The 18,889-nt window shown below is 71.1% G+C and carries 13 protein-coding genes; 9 read left to right on the plus strand and 4 right to left on the minus strand.

Translation table 11 applies throughout. The annotated features are described in order from the left end of the window. Positions 1-523 precede the first annotated feature (523 nt). The 8 genes from AB0I82_RS16110 (at position 524) to AB0I82_RS16145 (ending at position 10,859) form a co-directional block, all read left to right on the plus strand. Positions 524-4,201, plus strand: a complete 3,678-nt coding sequence (locus AB0I82_RS16110) for a nitrate- and nitrite sensing domain-containing protein (RefSeq protein ID WP_363257875.1) — start codon at positions 524-526, stop codon at positions 4,199-4,201. Beyond that, positions 4,202-4,624 (plus strand): roadblock/LC7 domain-containing protein, encoded by a 423-nt coding sequence (locus AB0I82_RS16115; protein WP_078888980.1) that lies wholly within the window; start codon positions 4,202-4,204, stop codon positions 4,622-4,624. A 79-nt stretch (positions 4,625-4,703) separates the two neighbouring features. Continuing rightward, positions 4,704-5,132, plus strand: coding sequence for a DUF742 domain-containing protein (locus AB0I82_RS16120; protein WP_363257877.1), 429 nt, complete (start codon positions 4,704-4,706; stop codon positions 5,130-5,132). Beyond that, positions 5,113-5,691: an ATP/GTP-binding protein gene (locus AB0I82_RS16125; RefSeq protein WP_363257879.1), complete on the plus strand. Its 579-nt coding sequence runs from the start codon at positions 5,113-5,115 to the stop codon at positions 5,689-5,691. The genes AB0I82_RS16120 and AB0I82_RS16125 overlap by 20 nt, the downstream gene beginning before the upstream one ends. 330 nt (positions 5,692-6,021) lie before the next feature. After that, positions 6,022-9,180 carry a nitrate- and nitrite sensing domain-containing protein gene (locus tag AB0I82_RS16130; protein WP_363257880.1) on the plus strand — a complete coding sequence of 1,053 codons (3,159 nt, stop codon included), beginning with the start codon at positions 6,022-6,024 and terminating at the stop codon, positions 9,178-9,180. A gap of 10 nt (positions 9,181-9,190) precedes the next feature. Next, the gene (locus AB0I82_RS16135; RefSeq protein ID WP_030257992.1) at positions 9,191-9,604 is read left to right on the plus strand and encodes a roadblock/LC7 domain-containing protein; all 414 of its coding nucleotides are present in this window, start codon (positions 9,191-9,193) and stop codon (positions 9,602-9,604) included. Positions 9,605-9,688: 84 nt separating this feature from the next. Further along, positions 9,689-10,300, plus strand: a complete 612-nt coding sequence (locus tag AB0I82_RS16140) for a DUF742 domain-containing protein (RefSeq protein ID WP_363257881.1) — start codon at positions 9,689-9,691, stop codon at positions 10,298-10,300. After that, a complete protein-coding gene (locus AB0I82_RS16145) occupies positions 10,281-10,859 on the plus strand; it encodes an ATP/GTP-binding protein (protein ID WP_073447656.1) in 579 nt (192 codons plus the stop codon). The genes AB0I82_RS16140 and AB0I82_RS16145 overlap by 20 nt, the downstream gene beginning before the upstream one ends. A gap of 106 nt (positions 10,860-10,965) precedes the next feature. Here the strand turns inward: AB0I82_RS16145 and AB0I82_RS16150 are convergent, their stop codons facing one another. After that, positions 10,966-12,726 (minus strand): dihydroxyacetone kinase family protein, encoded by a 1,761-nt coding sequence (locus AB0I82_RS16150; protein WP_363257882.1) that lies wholly within the window; start codon positions 12,724-12,726, stop codon positions 10,966-10,968. A gap of 200 nt (positions 12,727-12,926) precedes the next feature. Between AB0I82_RS16150 and AB0I82_RS16155 the strand changes: the two genes are divergently transcribed. Beyond that, positions 12,927-14,225, plus strand: coding sequence for an MFS transporter (locus tag AB0I82_RS16155; RefSeq protein ID WP_363257883.1), 1,299 nt, complete (start codon positions 12,927-12,929; stop codon positions 14,223-14,225). A 69-nt stretch (positions 14,226-14,294) separates the two neighbouring features. On the opposite strand, the gene AB0I82_RS16160 is transcribed toward AB0I82_RS16155, so the two are convergent. From AB0I82_RS16160 to AB0I82_RS16170, 3 genes are all read right to left on the minus strand, one after another. Further along, positions 14,295-14,522, minus strand: a complete 228-nt coding sequence (locus tag AB0I82_RS16160; RefSeq protein WP_223732411.1) for an acyl-CoA carboxylase epsilon subunit — start codon at positions 14,520-14,522, stop codon at positions 14,295-14,297. 37 nt (positions 14,523-14,559) lie between these two features. Next, the gene (locus AB0I82_RS16165) at positions 14,560-16,143 is read right to left on the minus strand and encodes an acyl-CoA carboxylase subunit beta (protein ID WP_031051544.1); all 1,584 of its coding nucleotides are present in this window, start codon (positions 16,141-16,143) and stop codon (positions 14,560-14,562) included. Positions 16,144-16,363: 220 nt separating this feature from the next. Next, a complete protein-coding gene (locus AB0I82_RS16170) occupies positions 16,364-18,757 on the minus strand; it encodes a polysaccharide lyase 8 family protein (RefSeq protein ID WP_363257884.1) in 2,394 nt (797 codons plus the stop codon). Positions 18,758-18,889: the final 132 nt, after the last annotated feature.

Here is an 18,889-nt window from a genome sequence, read left to right on the forward strand (position 1 = left end):
TGTAAAGCCTCAGGCTATGCGCGCCATTCCCGTCGATCTCGCGGTCAAGTCGGTGATCATCATGTGAGTTTGCTCACGAACTCTGCGGCAAATGCCGCAATTTTCATGATCGAACGCCGTTGACTAAACGGACATTGGCGGATCGAAGCACATGTTCCACACCCCTTTACGGACCCGGGGGTGGGACGCTATAGCGCCCGTAACGCTCGCAAAAGTCCGTTATAAGGGGCGGAAGCTTCTACTACTCGTTACTCACTCCATACATTGCGTCACTCATGTCACAGCCAGGGGCTCCGCTCTTGTTGCTGATGCGGCACTGTGCTGGAATTCCCCGGACCGCCGCATGTTTCACACGGCGCGCAGGGGGCGCAGGCAGCGCCGCGCGGTGGGTGCCGCTCTCTTCGCCAGAGGGAGTAGCCCGCCGGTCACACTCACGACCGCCATGGGGCCCGCGGCCCCCTACGACTCGACACCGTCCCGCCGTCACCGCGGAGGGACGCCTGGTCCAGAGGTTGCGACGCTAGTGCAGGGACGTTTCAAGAGGGATGGCAGCGCTGCGGCTGACCCGGAGCTGCGCGGCGGGACCGACCGCGCCTCCTCGCAGTCGCGCGCCCAGAGCAACGGTCCGGCGAGCGGCACGTTGCCGACCGACCGGACCGACCCGGCGCCGGCCGGCGACTCCGCCGCCGAGCGCCCCAAGGCCAAGGGCCCCGTGGGCCCCGGGGCCCGTCTGTCGCTGCGCAACTGGCGCATCAGCACGCGCCTGGTCTCCCTGATCGCGCTGCCCGTGGTCGCCGCCACCACGCTGGGCGGCCTGCGGATCAGCAGCGAGCTGGACAACATGGAGCAGCTCGACCGGATGGAGCTCCTCACGGAGATGACGCGGCAGGCCACCGAGCTGGCCGACGCGCTCCAGGAGGAGCGGGACCGCTCGGCGGGCCCGCTGGCCGGCTCCGGCAACACCAAGGACGACACCGATGTGGTGGCGCCGCGCGAGGAGACCGACCGCGCGATCAAGTCCTTCAAGGAGCACACCGACGACGTCGACGCGGCCCGCGGCTCGATGGCCGGCGTGCGCGCCACGATCGTCGACATCCAGCGTCAGCTGGGCACGCTCAACGAGGTGCGGAACAAGGCGTACTCCGACAAGGAGAACGTCGCCCAGACCGTCACCGCGTACAACCAGCTGATCACGTCCCTGCTCGCGCTCTCCCAGGACATGGCGCAGGCGACCAGCAGCCCGGAGATGATCCAGAGCACCCGCTCCCTGGCCGCGTTCTCCTCCGCCAAGGAGTACGCGTCGATGCAGCGGGCGTTCGTCAGCGCCGGTCTGTCGCACAAGGGCCATGCCCACCTGTCCGCGAACGACCGGCTGGCCGGCCGCACCGCCGAGGACAACGAGGAGTCCGCGCTCAAGCGGTTCTCCAACATCTACCCCGGCGCCGCCTCCCTCATGGAGGGCCTGGACAGCGGCAACGACGACATCGAGCACGCGAACTCCTTCGCCGACCGCTCCTTCAAGACCGAGTCGGGCATCCGCGGTGAGCAGATGTCGTACCTGGACTGGTACGACCTGGACACCAACAAGATCAACCTGATGTCGCGGATCGAGACCACGCTGCTCTCCCAGATGGAGCAGAAGTCCCGCGAGCTGCGCAACGACGCCACCACCGGCGCGATCCTCAACGGTGCGGTGATCCTGCTCGTCCTGGGCATCTCGCTCATCGGCGCGTTCGTCGTCTCCCGCTCCATGGTCCGCTCGCTGCGCCGGCTGCAGGACACCGCGCAGACGGTCTCCCAGAAGCGGCTGCCCGAGCTGGTCAAGCACCTCTCCGAGGCCGACCCGCAGGACGTGGACACCTCCGTCGAGTCCGTCGGCGTGCACAGCCGGGACGAGATCGGCAAGGTGGCCACTGCGTTCGACGAGGTGCACCGCGAGGCCGTCCGGCTGGCGTCCGAGCAGGCGCTGCTGCGAGGCAACGTCAACGCGATGTTCACCAACCTCTCGCGGCGGTCGCAGGGCCTCATCCAGCGCCAGCTCTCGCTGATCTCGGAGCTGGAGTCCCGCGAGGCCGACCCCGACCAGCTCTCCTCTCTCTTCAAGCTCGACCACCTCGCGACCCGAATGCGCCGTAACGGCGAGAACCTCCTCGTCCTCGCGGGCGAGGAGCCGGGCCGCCGCTGGACCCGCCCGGTCCCGCTGGTCGACGTGCTGCGCGCCGCCGCCTCCGAGGTGGAGCAGTACGAGCGCATCGAACTGAGCGCGGTACCGACCACCGAGGTCGCGGGCCGCGTCGTCAACGACCTCGTACACCTCCTCGCCGAGCTGCTGGAGAACGCGACCTCGTTCTCCTCGCCGCAGACCAAGGTCAAGGTCACCGGCCACGCGCTGCCCGACGGCCGCGTCCTGGTCGAGATCCACGACACCGGCATCGGCCTCTCCCCCGAGGACCTCTCGGCGATCAACGAGCGGCTGGCCAGCCCGCCGACCGTGGACGTCTCGGTGTCCCGCCGGATGGGCCTCTTCGTGGTCGGCCGGCTGTCCCTGCGGCACGGCATCCGCGTCCAGCTGCGTCCCTCGGACTCCGGCGGTACGACCGCCCTGGTCATGCTCCCGGTGGACGTCGCGCAGAGCGGCGGCGCCGGCAAGAAGCCCGGCCCGGGCGGCAAGCCCGCCGGCGGGCGCGGCGCCGGTGACGCCGGCGGCCAGCACTCCAGCCGCCTCGCGGGCCTGCAGCCGCGCGGCCAGATGGGCGCCGGTCCCCGTACCGCGCTGCCCGGCCGCCCCGGAGCGGGCGCGCCCGGCGGTGCCCCCGGTGGCGCGCCCGGCGCCCCGGCCCGTACGCAGAACAACGCCTTCGGCGACCGTCCCGCGGCCCCCGCCGACCAGGACCGGCCCACGCTGCCGGTGCGCGGCGGCGAGCCGGCCCAGCCGCCGGCCGCGAGCCACCAGCCGACCGTCGCCCCGCCCACCGGCGCGCCCGCGCCGCGCGGCGAGCGGCCGCAGCTGCCCACCCGCAGCCCGGCCGGCGAGCTGACCGGCGGCCCCTCGAACGCGGCGGAGTCCGCGCCGCGGCAGCCCGGCCAGCAGCCCGGCTCCAGCTGGGGTGCGCGGCGCGAGCGCGGCGAGGCGGCCGGCGACTGGCCGCTGGCGCCCCGCCAGGGCCAGGACGACCGCCCGCGCGGCCACGAGGAGCCGGAGAGCGCCGGACAGGAGATATCCGGCCGGTACCGGCGTCCCGAGACCACCGGGCAGTTCGAGCGCCCGGCGGCCGGCGGCCCCGGTGACACGGCGCAGTTCGAGCGCCCGGACTTCGGCGGGCAGCGCCCCGGCGCGAACGCCCCGGCGCGCGGCACGTCCTCCGCGCAGGGCCCCGCGCAGGGCGACCGGCCCATGTGGAGCGGCGAGTTCGAGCTGCCCTCGGCGCCGTCCTCCGGTGCGCCCGAGGAGGCGCCCGCTTCTCCCCCGGCGCCCGACCGGCCCACCAGCCCCATGTGGAGCGGCGAGTTCGCCCCGCTGTCCGAGCAGTCCGGGCAGTCCGGGCAGGACGACCGTCCCGCCGAGGAGAGCGCCCCGGCACGCGGCGGCCAGGCGTACGACACCGACTCCTTCGGCCGCGACGACGCCTTCGGCCGGGACGGTGCCTTCGGGCGCGCGCCCCGGGCCGACGAGGCCCCCGTACAGCAGCAGCCGTACTCCGCTGCGGACGACGCCGATCTGCTCGGCGGCCCCGCGCCGCGGAGCACGGGCGACGCGGGTTCGCCGATCTTCGACACGATCGAGTCGAATTGGTTCACCCAGCCGGGCGGCAGCGCGGCCGAGGAGCCCGTGAGCCGGCCGCAGAGCGCCCCGGAGGCGCCGCGGCTGCCGCGGCGCGAGCCGGCCGGCGGCGGCGCTCAGGCGCAGGCCGAGTGGCGTTCCTCGCCCAATGACGACGTCTGGCGCCGGGCCGAGCAGGTCCGGCAGCCCGCGGCCGGCGGGATCACCACTTCCGGGCTGCCGCGCCGGGTCCCGCGTGCGAACCTCGTCGCAGGCACCGCGCAGCAGGAGCAGCGTGCGGGCGGCCCGCAGGTCTCCCGTTCGCCCGACGACGTGCGGGGCCGGCTGACCAATCTCCGCCGGGGCATCCAGCAGGGCCGGCAGGCCGGACACACCGGCACGCACCCCATCGTGGACCCCACTCACCAGCAGGAGCGTTAGTTGAGTCCGATGAGCCAGGCGGCGCAGAACCTGAACTGGTTGATCACCAATTTCGTGGAGAACACCCCCGGGGTGTCCCACACGGTGGTCGTCTCGGTGGACGGTCTGCTGCTCGCGATGTCCGAGGGCTTCCCGCGGGACCGGGCCGACCAGCTCGCCGCGGTGGCCTCCGGGCTCACCTCCCTGACATCCGGCGCGTCCCGCATCTTCGAGGGCGGGAACGTCAATCAGACCGTGGTGGAGATGGAGCGCGGCTTCCTCTTCCTGATGTCGATCTCGGACGGATCGTCGCTGGCCGTACTGGCGCACCCCGAGTGCGACATCGGCCTCGTCGGTTACGAGATGGCTCTGCTGGTCGACCGTGCGGGCGGCGTGCTGACGCCGGACCTGCGGGCCGAGCTGCAGGGCAGCCTGCTGAACTGATCCGCCACCGACCCCACGTGCCGAAGAACCCCCCACCGGCCCGATCCGACGACAGCCAGTTGTCCAGCCCGGAGGACCCATGACCCCGCCACCCGCTTCGCCCGGCCCGTACGGCTATACCAGCGAGCCGTACGGCGACGACGGGGGCGACCAGCCACTGGTCCGCCCTTATGCGATGACCGGAGGCCGGACCCGGCCGCGCTACCAGCTCGCCATCGAGGCGCTGGTCAGCACCACGGCCGATCCCTCCCAGCTGCCCGGGCTGCTGCCGGAGCACCAGCGCATCTGCCACCTGTGCGCCGAGGTGAAGTCGGTGGCGGAGGTCTCCGCGCTGCTGCACATACCGCTGGGGGTGGCGAGAATCCTGGTCGCCGACCTGGCCGAGGCCGGCATGGTGGCGATCCACCAGCCCGGCGGCAGCGGTGAGGCCGGCGGCAGCGGTGAGGCCGGCGGCACGCCCGATGTGACCTTGCTGGAGAGGGTGCTCAGTGGACTTCGCAAGCTCTGACCCCGCGCCCCGTTCGACCACGTCCGCGAAGATCGTGGTGGCGGGCGGTTTCGGCGTGGGCAAAACCACCTTTGTCGGGGCGGTTTCCGAGATCAATCCGCTGCGTACCGAGGCCGTCATGACGTCCGCTTCCGCGGGCATCGACGACCTCAGTCACGTGCAGGACAAGACGACGACCACCGTCGCCATGGATTTCGGGCGTATCACCCTCGATCAGGATTTGATTCTTTATCTGTTCGGCACTCCCGGCCAGGACCGTTTCTGGTTCATGTGGGATGATCTCGTCCGCGGTGCGATCGGTGCCGTGGTACTCGTCGACACCCGCCGGCTCTCGGACTGCTTCCCCGCGGTCGACTACTTCGAGAACAGCGGACTGCCGTTCGTCATCGCGCTGAACGGGTTCGACGGGCAGCAGCCGTACACCCCCGACGAGGTGCGCGAAGCGCTGCAGATCGGCCCCGACACGCCGATCATCACCACCGATGCCCGGCACCGCGGCGAGGCCAAGGGTGCCCTCATCACACTCGTCGAACACGCTCTTATGGCGCGGCTCAAGTAACGCTGCCGCACAGCAAGTTGCGCCGGGGTGCGCTGTGTCCTTGGACACGCCGGGCCCCGGCGTTCATAACGTTTCGACAGAGAAATCCCGGGAGCTCGACACCGGATGCGCACAGCTGGCTTCGCTGTGTTCACTTTCCCCCCGGCTTTTGCCGCGCCTCGCCCTTAACGCCCCTTTTATCTGGCGTCCCGCAGGGCTTACTCATCTTGTGCGCACTGTTTGGAACGCGCGGCCCTGACGTGCTGGAATTCGCTGAACTCCGGAGTAGGTAACGCCCAGAACGAAACGGCACAGCGAGATACGTGCCGGCGCCGAGAGGTTGTTGGTCGAGTGAGGCGAAGCAAGTCGGGCCCCGCGCCGCAGCAGGCGGCGCAGCGGGGCAACTTCACACCGCCGCCGCGTCATACGGCGTCGCCTTCCGACGCGCCTGAAAGTCCGCTGAGCACCCAGCCGGTGCGCGGCAACCGGATGTCCCCGCGCAACTGGCGCGTGGCCACCCGCCTGAACGCGATCCTCCTGCTCCCCGTGATCCTGGCGCTGATCTTCGCCGGGCTGCGGGTGAACACCTCGGTCTCGACCTGGAACGAAGCCCAGGACGCCGAGAACACCGCGAAGCTGGTCCAGGCGGCCGCCTCCTACGGCCAGGCCATCGTCGACGAGCGGGACCGCACCGCGGCGCCGCTCCTCCAGGGCAAGCGCAACGACCCGGTCGTCCGGGACGCGCGGGCCGCGACCGACGCCGCCGCCGCCGACTTCCACGACGCGGTCCGGAACATGCCCGACAAGCCGGGCCTGAAGCGCCGCCTCGCGGTCTTCGAGAAGGTCGAGCCCAAGCTCGACGTGCTGCGCAAGGCCGCCTACACCTCGCAGCTGACCGGTGTGCAGACCGAAGAGGGCTACACCGAGGTCCAGCACCCGCTGATGGAGTTCTCCAACGAGCTGGGACTGGGCACCGGCAACATCACCTCCTACGGACGCACGGTCTACGCCGTCTCGCTGGCAAAGGCCGCCACCTCCCTGCAGCGCTCCATCGGCACCCACCTGCTGGTGCACCCGGCGGCAGGCGCCAAGGAGCGCAAGAAGCAGCTCACCGCCTTCGCGTCGTACGCCTACCTGGAGGGCATCGCCATCGGCGAGTACACCTCCGGCGGCACCCCCGAGGACATCGAGCGCCTGAAGAAGGACTCCGCGGCCCTCAAGAAGAAGGGCCGGCAGCAGGCCGCCAAGGCGCGCAAGCAGGCGAGCGCGGCCGGCCGGCAGTTCAAGACCCCGCCGTCCATCGAAGAGATGGTCCAGGCGATCTCCTCCGGCGCCTCGCCGCAGCTGCTCGCCGCCCAGGGCGTCACGCCGCAGACCTGGTTCGCGGCGTCCACCGGCAAGTTCGACATGTACCGCGGCATCGAGAAGGACCTCGCCGACAAGGCGGTGGACGAGGCCGCGGCGATCGCCGACGACGCACAGCAGACCACCTTCGTGGACTCCGGCGTCGCCCTCGGCGCGCTGATCATCGCCTTCCTCATCGCCGGGCTGATGGCCCGCTCGATGACCCGCAACATGCAGGAGCTGCGCACCGCCGCCTTCGGCATCGCCGAGCAGCGGCTGCCGATGCTGGTCGACCAGCTCTCCCGTACGGACCCGGGCCGGGTCGACACCCGCGTCAAGCCGATCCCGATCACCACCACCGACGAGATCGGCGAGGTCGCGCGGGCCTTCGACCAGGTCCACCGCGAGGCCGTGCGGCTGGCCGCCGAGCAGGCGCTGCTGCGGGGCAACGTCAACGCGATCTTCACCAACCTCTCGCGCCGCAACCAGGGCCTGATCGAGCGGCAGCTGTCCCTCATCACGGACCTGGAGAACAACGAGGCGGACCCCGACCAGCTGGAGAACCTCTTCAGCCTGGACCACCTCGCCACCCGTATGCGGCGCAACGGCGAGAACCTCCTCATCCTCGCGGGCGAGGAGCCAGGCCGCCGCTGGACCCAGCCGGTCCCGCTGATCGACGTGCTCCGCGCGGCCACCTCCGAGGTGGAGTCCTACGAGCGCATCGAGCTCCAGGGCTTCCCCGAGAGCGAGATCCACGGCCAGGCCGTCACCGACCTCGTGCACCTCCTCTCCGAGCTGCTGGAGAACGCCACCACGTTCTCCTCGCCGCAGACCAAGGTGCGGGTCACCGCGACCCGTCTCCCCGACGGCCGCGTGATGATCGAGATCCACGACAAGGGCATCGGGCTCACCCCCGAGGACTTCGCGGACATCAACCACAAGCTGGCCAACCCGCCGACCGTCGACATCGCGATCTCCCAGCGCATGGGCCTCTTCGTGGTCGGCCGGCTAGCGGACCGGCACGGCATCCGCGTCCAGCTGCGCCCCTCGGGCGAGCAGGCCGGCACCACCTCGCTGGTCATGCTGCCGGAGGCGATCACCCACGGCGGTGGCGGCGAGGACACCTTCGAGGACGACTTCACGGTCTCCCGGATCATGCCGGAGCACCCGCAGTCGTTCCAGCAGCCCGAGGACATCCGTACCGCGGCCGAGCTCGGCTTCGACGACCACTACCGGCCGTCGGGCGACTCCGCCGACCTGGACCCCGTGGGCCGCTCGCTGCTCCGCGAGGAGCGCCGCGCGGCACTGGAAGCACAGAACGGCGCACCGCGGAACGGTGCGCCCGGTCAGGAGCCCGCGCAGAACCAGGCGCAGGACTTCGGCCCGCTCCCCCGACGCGGCCAAGCGGAGGGCTCGGGCGCCGCGTACGACGGCTTCCAGGAGCAGCCGTACGCCCCCCAGGAGACCGCCGGACAGCAGTCCCACGACGGCCCCGCCGGCGCCTACGACGACCGTTCCTTCGGTGGTCGGAACCTGTTCGACCAGGGTTCTCCGGAGCCCACCGGCGAGCAGCCGCAGTACTCCGCAGACGGCCGGCAGGGTCCCGGATGGAGCGAACCGGCTCCGTTCCAGGGCTACTTCGGCAGTCAAGCGGAATCGGGCCACAATGGTCCCGACGCTCCCGCGCAGCCGCAGGAACGCGTAGCATTCGATCGTCCGGGTCCCACCCCGAGCGAAACCCACTCCCTGACCGACGCCGGCCTTCCGCGCCGCGGAGGTGACAAGGCCCAGGCCAAGCAGGAGTGGCAGCAGCCCGAGGAGCCGGCGTCGCCCCCGCAACAGCGGAGCACGTCGGAGGACAGCTTTGGTTGGCGTACCGCCAACGATGAGCGCTGGCAGCGGGCGGAGCAGCTTCGCGAGCCGAAGGCAGGCGGGATCACCTCCTCCGGTCTCCCCCGGCGGGTGCCCAAGGCCAATTTGGTCGAGGGCACGGCGGAGCAGACTCTGCAGGGCGGCCCCCAGGTCTCCCGTGCGCCCGAGGACGTCCGGGGCAGGCTGAGCAACCTGCGCCGCGGTGTCCAGCAGGGACGCAGTGCCGGTATGGAGTCACCCAAGAATGACCAACAGGGCTTCGGCCCCGGCAGCACCTACGATCAGGAGCGTTAGTGTGAGCCCGATGAGCCAGGCGGCGCAGAACCTGAACTGGTTGATCACCAACTTCGTGGACAACACCCCCGGTGTGTCCCACACGGTCGTGGTCTCCGCAGACGGTCTCCTCCTCGCCATGTCCGAGGGGTTCCCTCGGGACAGAGCCGATCAGTTGGCGGCGGTGGCCTCCGGGCTCACCTCGCTGACCTCGGGTGCCTCCCGCATTTTCGAAGGCGGGAGCGTCAACCAGACCGTGGTGGAGATGGAGCGCGGGTTCCTCTTCATCATGTCCGTCTCGGACGGATCGTCGCTGGCCGTACTGGCGCACCCCGAGTGCGACATCGGCCTCGTCGGTTACGAGATGGCTCTGCTGGTCGACCGCGCGGGCAGCGTTCTCACGCCCGATCTGCGCGCCGAACTGCAGGGCAGCCTTCTCAACTGACAGACAGGCAGTGCGTTTCTCGCCACCGCACCATAGGGTGCGGTGGCGCGACCGGCGTCGGATTGGCAAGTTGGAGGAGGAAACGTGGCAACGCCCCCTGGCGGTTATTCGTACGATTCCGGGCATCTGCCCGAGTCGCAGGGCGAAACCCAGTACAACCGCTTCAACTTCCCGTCCGCGCCGAGTCGTCGGCAGCCGCGGCCCGCGCCGCAGCAGCAGCCCTACGACACGACGTACGGCAGCCCCTCCCCGTCGCCCTACGGCTACGGTGACGAGGGGCCCCGGGTGCCGCGGATAGAACCGGTGCAGCCGCCGCAGCGGCGCGCCGAGCCGTCGGCGCCGACCGGCGGCGCGCAGAACCCGCTGGTCCGTCCGTACGCCATGACCGGGGGCCGCACCCGGCCGCGCTACCAGCTCGCCATCGAGGCACTGGTGCACACCACGGCCGGCCAGGCTCAGCTGCAGGGCCAGCTGCCGGAGCATCAGCGCATCTGCCATCTGTGCCGCGAGATCAAGTCGGTCGCCGAGATCTCCGCGCTCCTCTCCATCCCCCTCGGCGTCGCCCGGATCCTCGTCGCCGACCTGGCGGAGGCCGGACTCGTCGCCATCCATCAGCCCGGCGGTGACGAGTCCGCCGGCGGACAGCCAGATGTGACACTGCTCGAAAGGGTGCTCAGTGGACTTCGCAAGCTCTAGCGGTGCAGCCCGCTCCACCACCTCCGCGAAGATCGTGGTGGCGGGCGGCTTCGGCGTGGGCAAGACGACCTTCGTCGGGGCCGTCTCCGAGATCAATCCGCTGCGTACCGAAGCCGTGATGACCTCCGCCTCGGCGGGCATCGACGACCTGACGCACGCGCCGGACAAGACCACCACGACGGTGGCGATGGACTTCGGCCGTATCACGCTCGACCAGGACCTGATCCTTTACCTGTTCGGCACGCCCGGCCAGGACCGTTTCTGGTTCATGTGGGACGACCTGGTCCGCGGCGCGATCGGCGCCGTCGTCCTCGTGGACACCCGCCGCCTGGCGGACTGTTTCCCCGCGGTCGACTACTTCGAGAACAGCGGCCTGCCGTTCGTCATCGCCCTCAACGGCTTCGACGGACACCAGCCGTACACGCCGGACGAGGTCCGTGAGGCCCTCCAGATCGGCCCGGACGCCCCGATCATCACGACGGACGCCCGCCACCGCAGCGAGGCCAAGAGCGCCCTCATCACGCTCGTGGAACACGCGCTGATGGCCCGCTTGCGCTGACGCGCCCGTACGCGAAGGGCCCCGCACACTCCGGTGTGCGGGGCCCTTCGCGCGCCCTAAGGGGCGCGGGGAACTGCGCGACCAGCCACGACGGTGGCGCGGTTCGTCAGCCGAGCGACGCCCCTACGGCGGTGACGATCAGCGCCAGCGAGGTCGCACCCGCGTCAGCGTGCCCGTAACCCAGGTCGCCCATACGGGCCGCCCGCCCCCGCGCCGGCACAAGCTCCGCCGTAGCGGCAGCCGCCTTCGTGGCGACCTCGGCCGCGGCCCGCCAGGCGACACCGAGCGGCTCACCCGTACGATGCGCCAACTCGGCCCGGAACGGGTCCACCGCATCGAGCATGGTCTTCTCCCCGACCTGAGCCCCACCCAGCTCCGACACCGCCCGCTGCGCCGCCCCCACCGCCTCGGCAAGCAGCCCCGTCGTACAGGAGGCCCCGTCCGGAGCCCGTACGAGGACGGCACCGGTCTCGGCCAGCAGCGCCCCGTACAGCGCACCGGACGCACCGCCGGAGGCGTCCGCGAGGGCCAGCCCCGCGGCGAGCAGCGCGTGCCCCGCGGACCGCGGATCCCCCGCGGGCCCCGGCTCGGCGGCGCGGCAAGCCGCGACCGCCGCCCGCAACCCCCGCACGATCCCGATCCCGTGATCACCGTCCCCCGCGACCGCATCCAGCCGCCCCAGCTCGCCCTCGTTCGCCGCGACCAGGTCCAGCGCGGCCTGCAGCGCGGCGGTGACGGGCAGATCGGCACCGGACGGCCCGGCCTGCGGCTGCTCTTCGGGCACCCCCGCCGCCTCCCGTACGTCGTCGGCGTCCCCGCGAACCCCCGGCAGGCTGCGGAAGGCCGGGGTGTCGCAGGGCGCGTCGTACAGCTGCGCAAGCTCCTCGTCGAGGACCATCACCGACAGCGAGACGCCCGCCATGTCGAAGGAGGTGACGAACTCGCCGACCTCGGGCCGGAAGGGCGTCAGCCCCGCCTCCTTCAGCCGCCGGTTGACCTGCCGGAACACCACGAACATCTCTTCGTACTTGGTCCGGCCCAGGCCGTTCAGCAGCACCGCGACCCGGCCACCCCCGCCCTCCGGCGGCCGCGGCAGCTCCGGGAGGAGGTTGTCGACCAGCTCGTCGGCGAGTTCGGTCGCGGTGAGGCTGCGGGTGGTGCGCAGGCCGGGCTCGCCGTGGATGCCCATGCCGAGCTCCGTGGTGCCCTTGTTCACGGTGAACAGCGGCTCGCTCGCGCCGGGCAGGGTGCAGCCGGAGAACGCCGCACCGAACGTACGCGTCATGGCGTTGGCGCGCGCCGCGAGCGCCGCCACGCGCTCCAGGTCGTCGCCGCGCTCGGCCGCCGCGCCCGCCACCTTGAAGACGAAGAAGTCGCCGGCCACGCCGCGCCGGTCGCGCGAGGGGTCGATCTCCTGGCCCTCGACCGGCGGCGGGCCGCTGGCCACGTCGTCGGTGACCAGTACCGTACGGGTCTCGACGCCCTCCGCGGCCAGCCGCCGGGCGGCGAGACCGAAGTGCATCACATCGCCCGCGTAGTTCCCGTAGGACATCAGCACGCCGGCGCCGCCGTCGGCGGCCTTCGCCGTGCGGTAGATCTGCTCCGCGCTGGGGCTGGCGAAGACGTCGCCGACCGCGGCGGCGTCCGCGAGCCCGGGGCCGACCAGTCCGGCGAAGGCCGGGTAGTGGCCGGACCCGCCGCCGATCACGACCGCGACCTTGCCGCTACGCGGCACATGGCGGCCGACGACGCCATACGTGCCGGGGACCCGCCGGAGCGTGCGCGCGTACGCGTCGGCCAGTCCCTCCAGCCAGTCCTCGCGGAAGGTCGCGGCGTTGTGTCCGAGGCCGTCGGGCGTCGTGGTCATCAGGGCACACTCCTTTGTTCCGTCCCTGTTGGATTTAACACCCGCATCACAGATTCGTCACCCCTCAGCACGTAAATCACGCTCAGTGCTGTGAGAATCACGGCCCAGAAAACCCTGAATCACATCTTGCATGTGAAGTTCACAGGATTCATGCTGCTGATGTCACACCCTCACCACCCTCGCTCCTACGGAGGCGCGACATGGCTCCACCAGCGGCGCTCTCACTGCCCGACCGCCTCGGCATCCCCAAGGCGCTGGTCTTCGGCTACCTCGGCGTCCTGCTCTTCATGGTCGGCGACGGTGTCGAGTCGGGCTTCATCGCGCCGTACATGGCGGACCACGGCGCCGGCACCGAGGTGCACGCCTCGTACGTCATCACTGCCTACGGTGTCACGGTCATGCTCGCCTCATGGCTCTCCGGCGCGCTGTCGGACCTGTGGGGCCCGCGCCGGGTGATGCAGCTGGGGCTGGCCGTCTGGATCGTCTTCGACGTCCTCTTCCTTGTCTTCGCGCTCGCCCCGCAGAACTACCCCCTCATGCTGGTCTTCTACGGGCTGCGCGGCTTCGGCTACCCGCTCTTCGCCTTCGGCTTCCTGGTCTGGATCACCGCGACCGCCCCGGTGGCCCGGATGGGCACGGCGGTGGGGTGGTTCTACGTGGCCTTCACCGGCGGCCTGCCCACCCTCGGCTCCCTGGTCGCCGGGGCCACCAACCCGCTCTTCGGGCAGTTCGGCACGCTCTGGGTGGCGCTGGGCATCATCGCGCTCGGCGGCGCGTTCTGCCTGCTCGGCGTCCGGGAGCGGACCGGCTTCACCCGCCTCGCCCCGCACGGGGTCAGGCCCGTCCAGTCCCTCCTCGCCAGCCTCTCCATCGCCTGGACCCACCCCAAGGTCGCGGTGGGCTGCGTCGTCCGCATCATCAACACCGCGCCGGAGTTCGGCTTCCTGGTCTTCCTGCCCACGTTCTTCGCCAAGGAGCTGGGCTTCGGCGAGGGCCGCTGGCTGACCCTGCTGGCCGTCATCTACGGCACGAACGTCTTCTGCAATCTGCTCTTCGGCTGGATCGGCGACAAGATCGGCTGGCGGAAGACGATCGCGTCCTTCGGCGGCATCGGCTGCGCGATCACCACACTGACGCTGTACTTCGTACCGCAGGCCGTCGGCTCCCACTACTGGGTCGCGCTCGTCTGCGGCATGCTCTACGGCGTGACGCTGGCCGGCTTCGTCCCCATCTCGGCCCTGATCCCCGCCCTCGCGCCCGACAAGAAGGGCGGCGCGATGGCGCTGCTGAACCTCGGCGCGGGCGGCGCGGCCTTCGTCGGCCCCGCCATCGTCAGCGTCTTCCTCGGCCCGCTCGGCCCGGGCGGCGTGGTCATCATCTTCGCCGCGCTGTACGTGGTGTCCGCGCTGCTGACCTTGTACCTGAAGCTGCCGGAGCCGCAGGGCGAGGCATCTCCCCGGGCGGCCACGACGGCCGAACCGGCAGCGGTACAGGCCTGACCCCCGCCGGTACGCGAAGGGCCCCCGCACACCACATGGTGTGCGGGGGCCCTTCGTCGTCGCTTTGTGCTACCCCTGCCAGGAGCGCGCGCCGCGGAAGCCGCGCTGGCGCTCCAGCCGGCGCCAGCGCGCGGCCGTGGCGTGCGGCTGCGCCGGGAGCGCGGCCGGCTGGTGGGCGGCGCGGGCGAGCAGTACCGCGGTCAGCGCGGCGAGCTCCTCCTCGCTGGCCTCGCCCTTCTCGACGCGGACCAGGGAACGGTCGGAGGTATCGGCAGGATTCACTTTCGTCGTCTCCAAGGTCGCAGGGTGGCTGCGGTACAGAGCGGTAGTGGAATTACTGCGGCGGATTGCCGTGCTTGCGGGCCGGCAGGTCGGCGTGCTTGGACCGGAGCATGGCCAGCGAGCGGATCAGCACCTCGCGGGTCTCGGCCGGGTCGATCACGTCGTCGACCAGGCCGCGCTCGGCCGCGTAGTACGGGTGCATCAGCTCCGACTTGTACTCCTTGACCATCCGGGCCCGCATGGTCTCCGGGTCGTCCGCCTCGGCGATCTGCTTGCGGAAGATCACGTTGGCCGCGCCCTCGGCGCCCATCACCGCGATCTCGTTGGTCGGCCAGGCATAGGTGAGGTCGGCACCGATGGACTGGGAGTCCATGACGATGTAGGCACCGCCGTACGCCTTGCGCAGCACGACCGAGATCCGCGGCACGGTGGCGTTGCAGTACGCGTACAGCAGCTTCGCGCCGTGCCGGATGATGCCGCCGTGCTCCTGGTCGACGCCCGGCAGGAAGCCGGGGACGTCCAGCAGCGTGAGGATCGGGATATTGAAAGCATCGCACATCTGGACGAAACGGGCAGCCTTTTCCGACGCCTCGATGTCCAGCACGCCCGCCAGCGACTGCGGCTGGTTGGCCACGATGCCGACGACCTCGCCGTCCATGCGGGACAGCGCGCAGATGATGTTGGTCGCCCAGCGCTCGTGGACCTCCAGGAACTCGCCGTCGTCGACGAGCTCCTCGATGACCTTGCGCATGTCGTACGGGCGGTTGCCGTCGGCCGGCACCAGGTCCAGCAGCGCGTCGCCGACGCGCTCCGCCGGGTCGTCGCAGGGGACGGACGGCGGGTTCTCGCGGTTGTTGGACGGCAGCAGGGCGAGGAGGTAGCGGACCTCCTCCAGGCAGGTGGCCTCGTCGTCGTACGCGAAGTGGCAGACACCCGAGGTCTCGGCGTGCACGTCCGCGCCGCCCAGGCCGTTCTGGGTGATCTCCTCGCCGGTCACCGCGCGGACCACGTCCGGCCCTGTGATGAACATCTGCGAGGTCTCGCGGACCATGAAGACGAAGTCGGTCAGGGCCGGGCTGTAGGCCGCGCCGCCCGCGCAGGGGCCGAGCATCACGCTGATCTGCGGGATGACGCCGGACGCCTTGGTGTTGCGCTGGAAGATGCCGCCGTAACCGGCGAGCGCCGAGACGCCCTCCTGGATACGGGCACCTGCGCCGTCGTTCAGCGACACCAGCGGGGCACCCGCCTGGATCGCCATGTCCATGATCTTGTGGATCTTCGTGGCGTGGGCCTCGCCCAGCGCGCCGCCGAAGATCCGGAAGTCGTGCGCGTAGACAAAGACGGTACGGCCGTGCACCGTGCCCCAGCCCGTGATCACACCATCGGTGTAGGGCTTCTTGTTCTCCAGCCCGAAGCCGGTCGCCCGGTGCCGGCGCAGCGGCTCCACCTCGTTGAAGGACCCCTCGTCCAGCAGGAGGTCGATTCGCTCGCGGGCGGTGAGCTTGCCCTTGGCGCGCTGGGCCTCGGTGGCGCGCTCACTCGGGCCTCGCCGGGCCTGCTCACGGATCGCGTGCAGCTCGGCGACGCGCCCGCGGGCGTCGTTCGCCTCGGCGGGCGCATCTTCGACAGTGGTCATGCGTCGACGGTACGCGGACACCTGCTCATGAACCGATGTCGGTTTCTCACAACGTCGAGCGCGATTTCGTGGGCAGGCAGGACAGAACCGCGCTGTATGGGGGACGCAGCGGGGCCCCGGACGCGGAACGGCGCATTCGAGCCGCTGTGCGGGACCCACAAAAGACACCCGTGTGGTCTTGTGGCGGTCCTCCCGTTGACCGCGCCCCCGGACGGCCGGGTCAGTGTGTAGTGACCGTACAGGTATGCGTGGCGCAGACCTTCCCCGGACCGATCCGCAGCCGCAGCCGGCGGCCGGTCTCCAGGACCGTGACGCCGGGCCCGGCGCGCACCACGTCCCGTACCGGACGGTCCCAGACGATCTCCACCGGCTGCCCCGTGCGCGGCGGCTCCGCCACGCACACCGTCGCCGTCCGGCCCTGCCTGCGCACCAGTACGGACGACGGCGCCGAGGCGGTCAGCGTGCCCGCCGTCCCGGCCGTCCAGAAGTTCGCCGCGGTCACGCCGAGCGCGAGCACCTCCACCGCCTGCGCCGCGCCCGTATTGGCGGTGATCCGCAGCCAGTGCCGGTCGGCGGCGCGCGCCGCGAGGGTACGCGGCCCGGCCCCCGGCATCAGCAGATAGGCGTACGAGGCGGCCGCCGGGTCCGTGCCGTGGTCCCGCCAGAGCGTGAGATAGCGACGGGTGACGCGCTCCGGCGACGAGCCCGTGTTGATGTCCCGCCAGGCGCCCGTGCGGGCCTCGCGGAGCGCGCGGAGCGGCATGCCGCCGGGGAAGACGTATCCGCCGTGCCCTTCCAGGTGCGCCCAGCGGGCCCGCGGGAAGGTGCCGGTCCAGCCGGTCGTCGCGGGCTGGGGGACGCCGTCGACGGTGAGCGCCGCGGTCCCCGAGGCGCCCAGATTGCGGTTGTCGACGATCGTCTCGGCGGGCACGCCGTCCCGGCCGGAGATCCCCGCGCCGAGGCAGACGACGGTGTCGGACAGGCAGAACCAGGACTTCTTGGCGCGCAGCGTCGAGGCGAGCCCGCGCACGTCCTGCCCGATGGCGGCGAACTCGCCGTCGGTGGTGCCGCCCACCCATGTCGCGGCGGGCTTGGGCTCACCCCAGCCGCCGCCCTCGTTGTCGGCCAGCTTCTTGGTGGAGACCGTCGTCCCCGGCAGGCGGTACGGATCCACCGTCGGCCAGAAGTAGTCGGTGTACTGGCCGCCGCCGAACTCCGCGCCCCACCAGTAGAGCATCCCGGCGCCGGTGTGCCAGCCCCGCGGATTCTCGCCGTTGCCGTTCTCGTAGTACGCGATCCGGTTCGACGCCATGGAGATGTTCGCGGCGAAGCCGGGCCTGCGGTGCACCGCCCGGTCCATGGCGGGGAAGAGCTTGTGCGCGACCGGCTCGGGCGCCGCGGTGCCGGGCGCCGCGGCCACGGCGGCCAGCCGGGCGGCGTCCGCGACCGTGAACTGCCGGTCGGTCAGCACCTCCAGCGTGGTGTCCCGTTCGATCCAGCCCTTCAGCAGCGCGTGCCAGCGGTCCCGCTCGGCGGCGGAGGCGCCCTGCGCGAGTACGGCGACGGCGCCCAGCAGCGCGTGCCCGTGAAAGTGGTCGCTCCGCATCACTTTCCGGTCGTCGCTGACCAGGTAACCGCGGCTTATGGCGCGCCCGTTGACGCTGTCCATCATCAGCCCGTTGTGCAGCAGCGGCGCATACGCGTTCTCGACGCTGTCGAAGATGATCTGCCGCTTCGGGTCGGTCACCTCCCAACTGCTGCCGCGCAGCAGGGTGAACAGCCGCCCGAGCCCGTCGAGCAGCACGTACCCGTACGTCCCCGAGTAAGCCACCCAGGTGTGCTGGATGAACGAGCCGTCGGCGTACAGCCCGTCGCCCTTCTGCACGTACGGGAAGACCGGCGAGAGCGCGTCGCGGGCGAGCGCGATCTTCGCCGGCGCCCGGCCGAGGACGCCGCGCAGGGCGACGACCCGGCACAGGTCGACGCGGTTGGCGCCGGTGCTGGTGCCCGTGTAGTCGCCGAGCATCGAGTCCGGTACGAAATGATCCACCGCGGCGAGGTAGGCGGCGCGCTGCGCGTCCGTCAGCCGGTCGTACAGGATCGCCACGGTGTCCAGCAGCAGCCGCGGGCTGCCGATCTGCCATTCCCACCAGTTGCCGTACCGGGTCGTGGCGGGGTGGTAGACCCGTGCCTCCAGATGGTCAAGGCCCTTGATCACGTCGGCGGCGAGCGAGGCGTCCCCGGTGAGCCCGGTGCCGTCCTGTGCGTACGCCTGCGCCATGACGTTCAGCCGGCTGTAACTCTGGGTGATGCCGGCCGGCGGGTCGAAGGGGTGGTCGGGCCAGAGGGAGGTATCGGCGGGCACCATGGCGGCGCGGAAGCGCCGGGCGAGGTCGCCGGTCTCCTTCAGGCGGGCGGCGTACGGCTCGGTGGCCGGGTCGTATCCCGTACCGAGCTGCAGCTCCAGCCAGCGCTGCCGCAGGGTGGCGAACTCGTCGCCGGCCGTATCGGCGCGGGCGTTCGGGACGGGCGAGGCGAGGGCGAACGTGGCGGCGCCCGCGCCGCTCGCGGCGAGAAAGCCTCGGCGGGACCAGTGGGGAGTACGGGCTCTCAAGGGGCCTCCTGCGGCGGACCGGTGCGGCGGTGGACTCGGCTTGGCTGTGCAGGTGGGGCACTCCGATCATGCCCTACGCCCACGACTCCCGGGCACCCCTCGGACGTAAAGGTTGAATGTTGAACCAGAACG

Origin of the sequence: Streptomyces sp. NPDC050315 (assembly GCF_040655775.1) — a bacterium.
Lineage (GTDB): Bacteria > Actinomycetota > Actinomycetes > Streptomycetales > Streptomycetaceae > Streptomyces.

Bases quoted from the DNA above. Each gene is read 5' to 3' on its own strand.
- AB0I82_RS16120 (WP_363257877.1), top strand. From the start codon at position 4,704: ATGACCCCGCCACCCGCTTCGCCCGGCCCGTACGGCTATACCAGCGAG.
- AB0I82_RS16135 (WP_030257992.1), top strand. From the start codon at position 9,191: ATGAGCCAGGCGGCGCAGAACCTGAACTGGTTGATCACCAACTTCGTG.
- AB0I82_RS16150 (WP_363257882.1), bottom strand. From the start codon at position 12,726: ATGACCACGACGCCCGACGGCCTCGGACACAACGCCGCGACCTTCCGC.
- AB0I82_RS16155 (WP_363257883.1), top strand. From the start codon at position 12,927: ATGGCTCCACCAGCGGCGCTCTCACTGCCCGACCGCCTCGGCATCCCC.
- AB0I82_RS16165 (WP_031051544.1), bottom strand. From the start codon at position 16,143: ATGACCACTGTCGAAGATGCGCCCGCCGAGGCGAACGACGCCCGCGGG.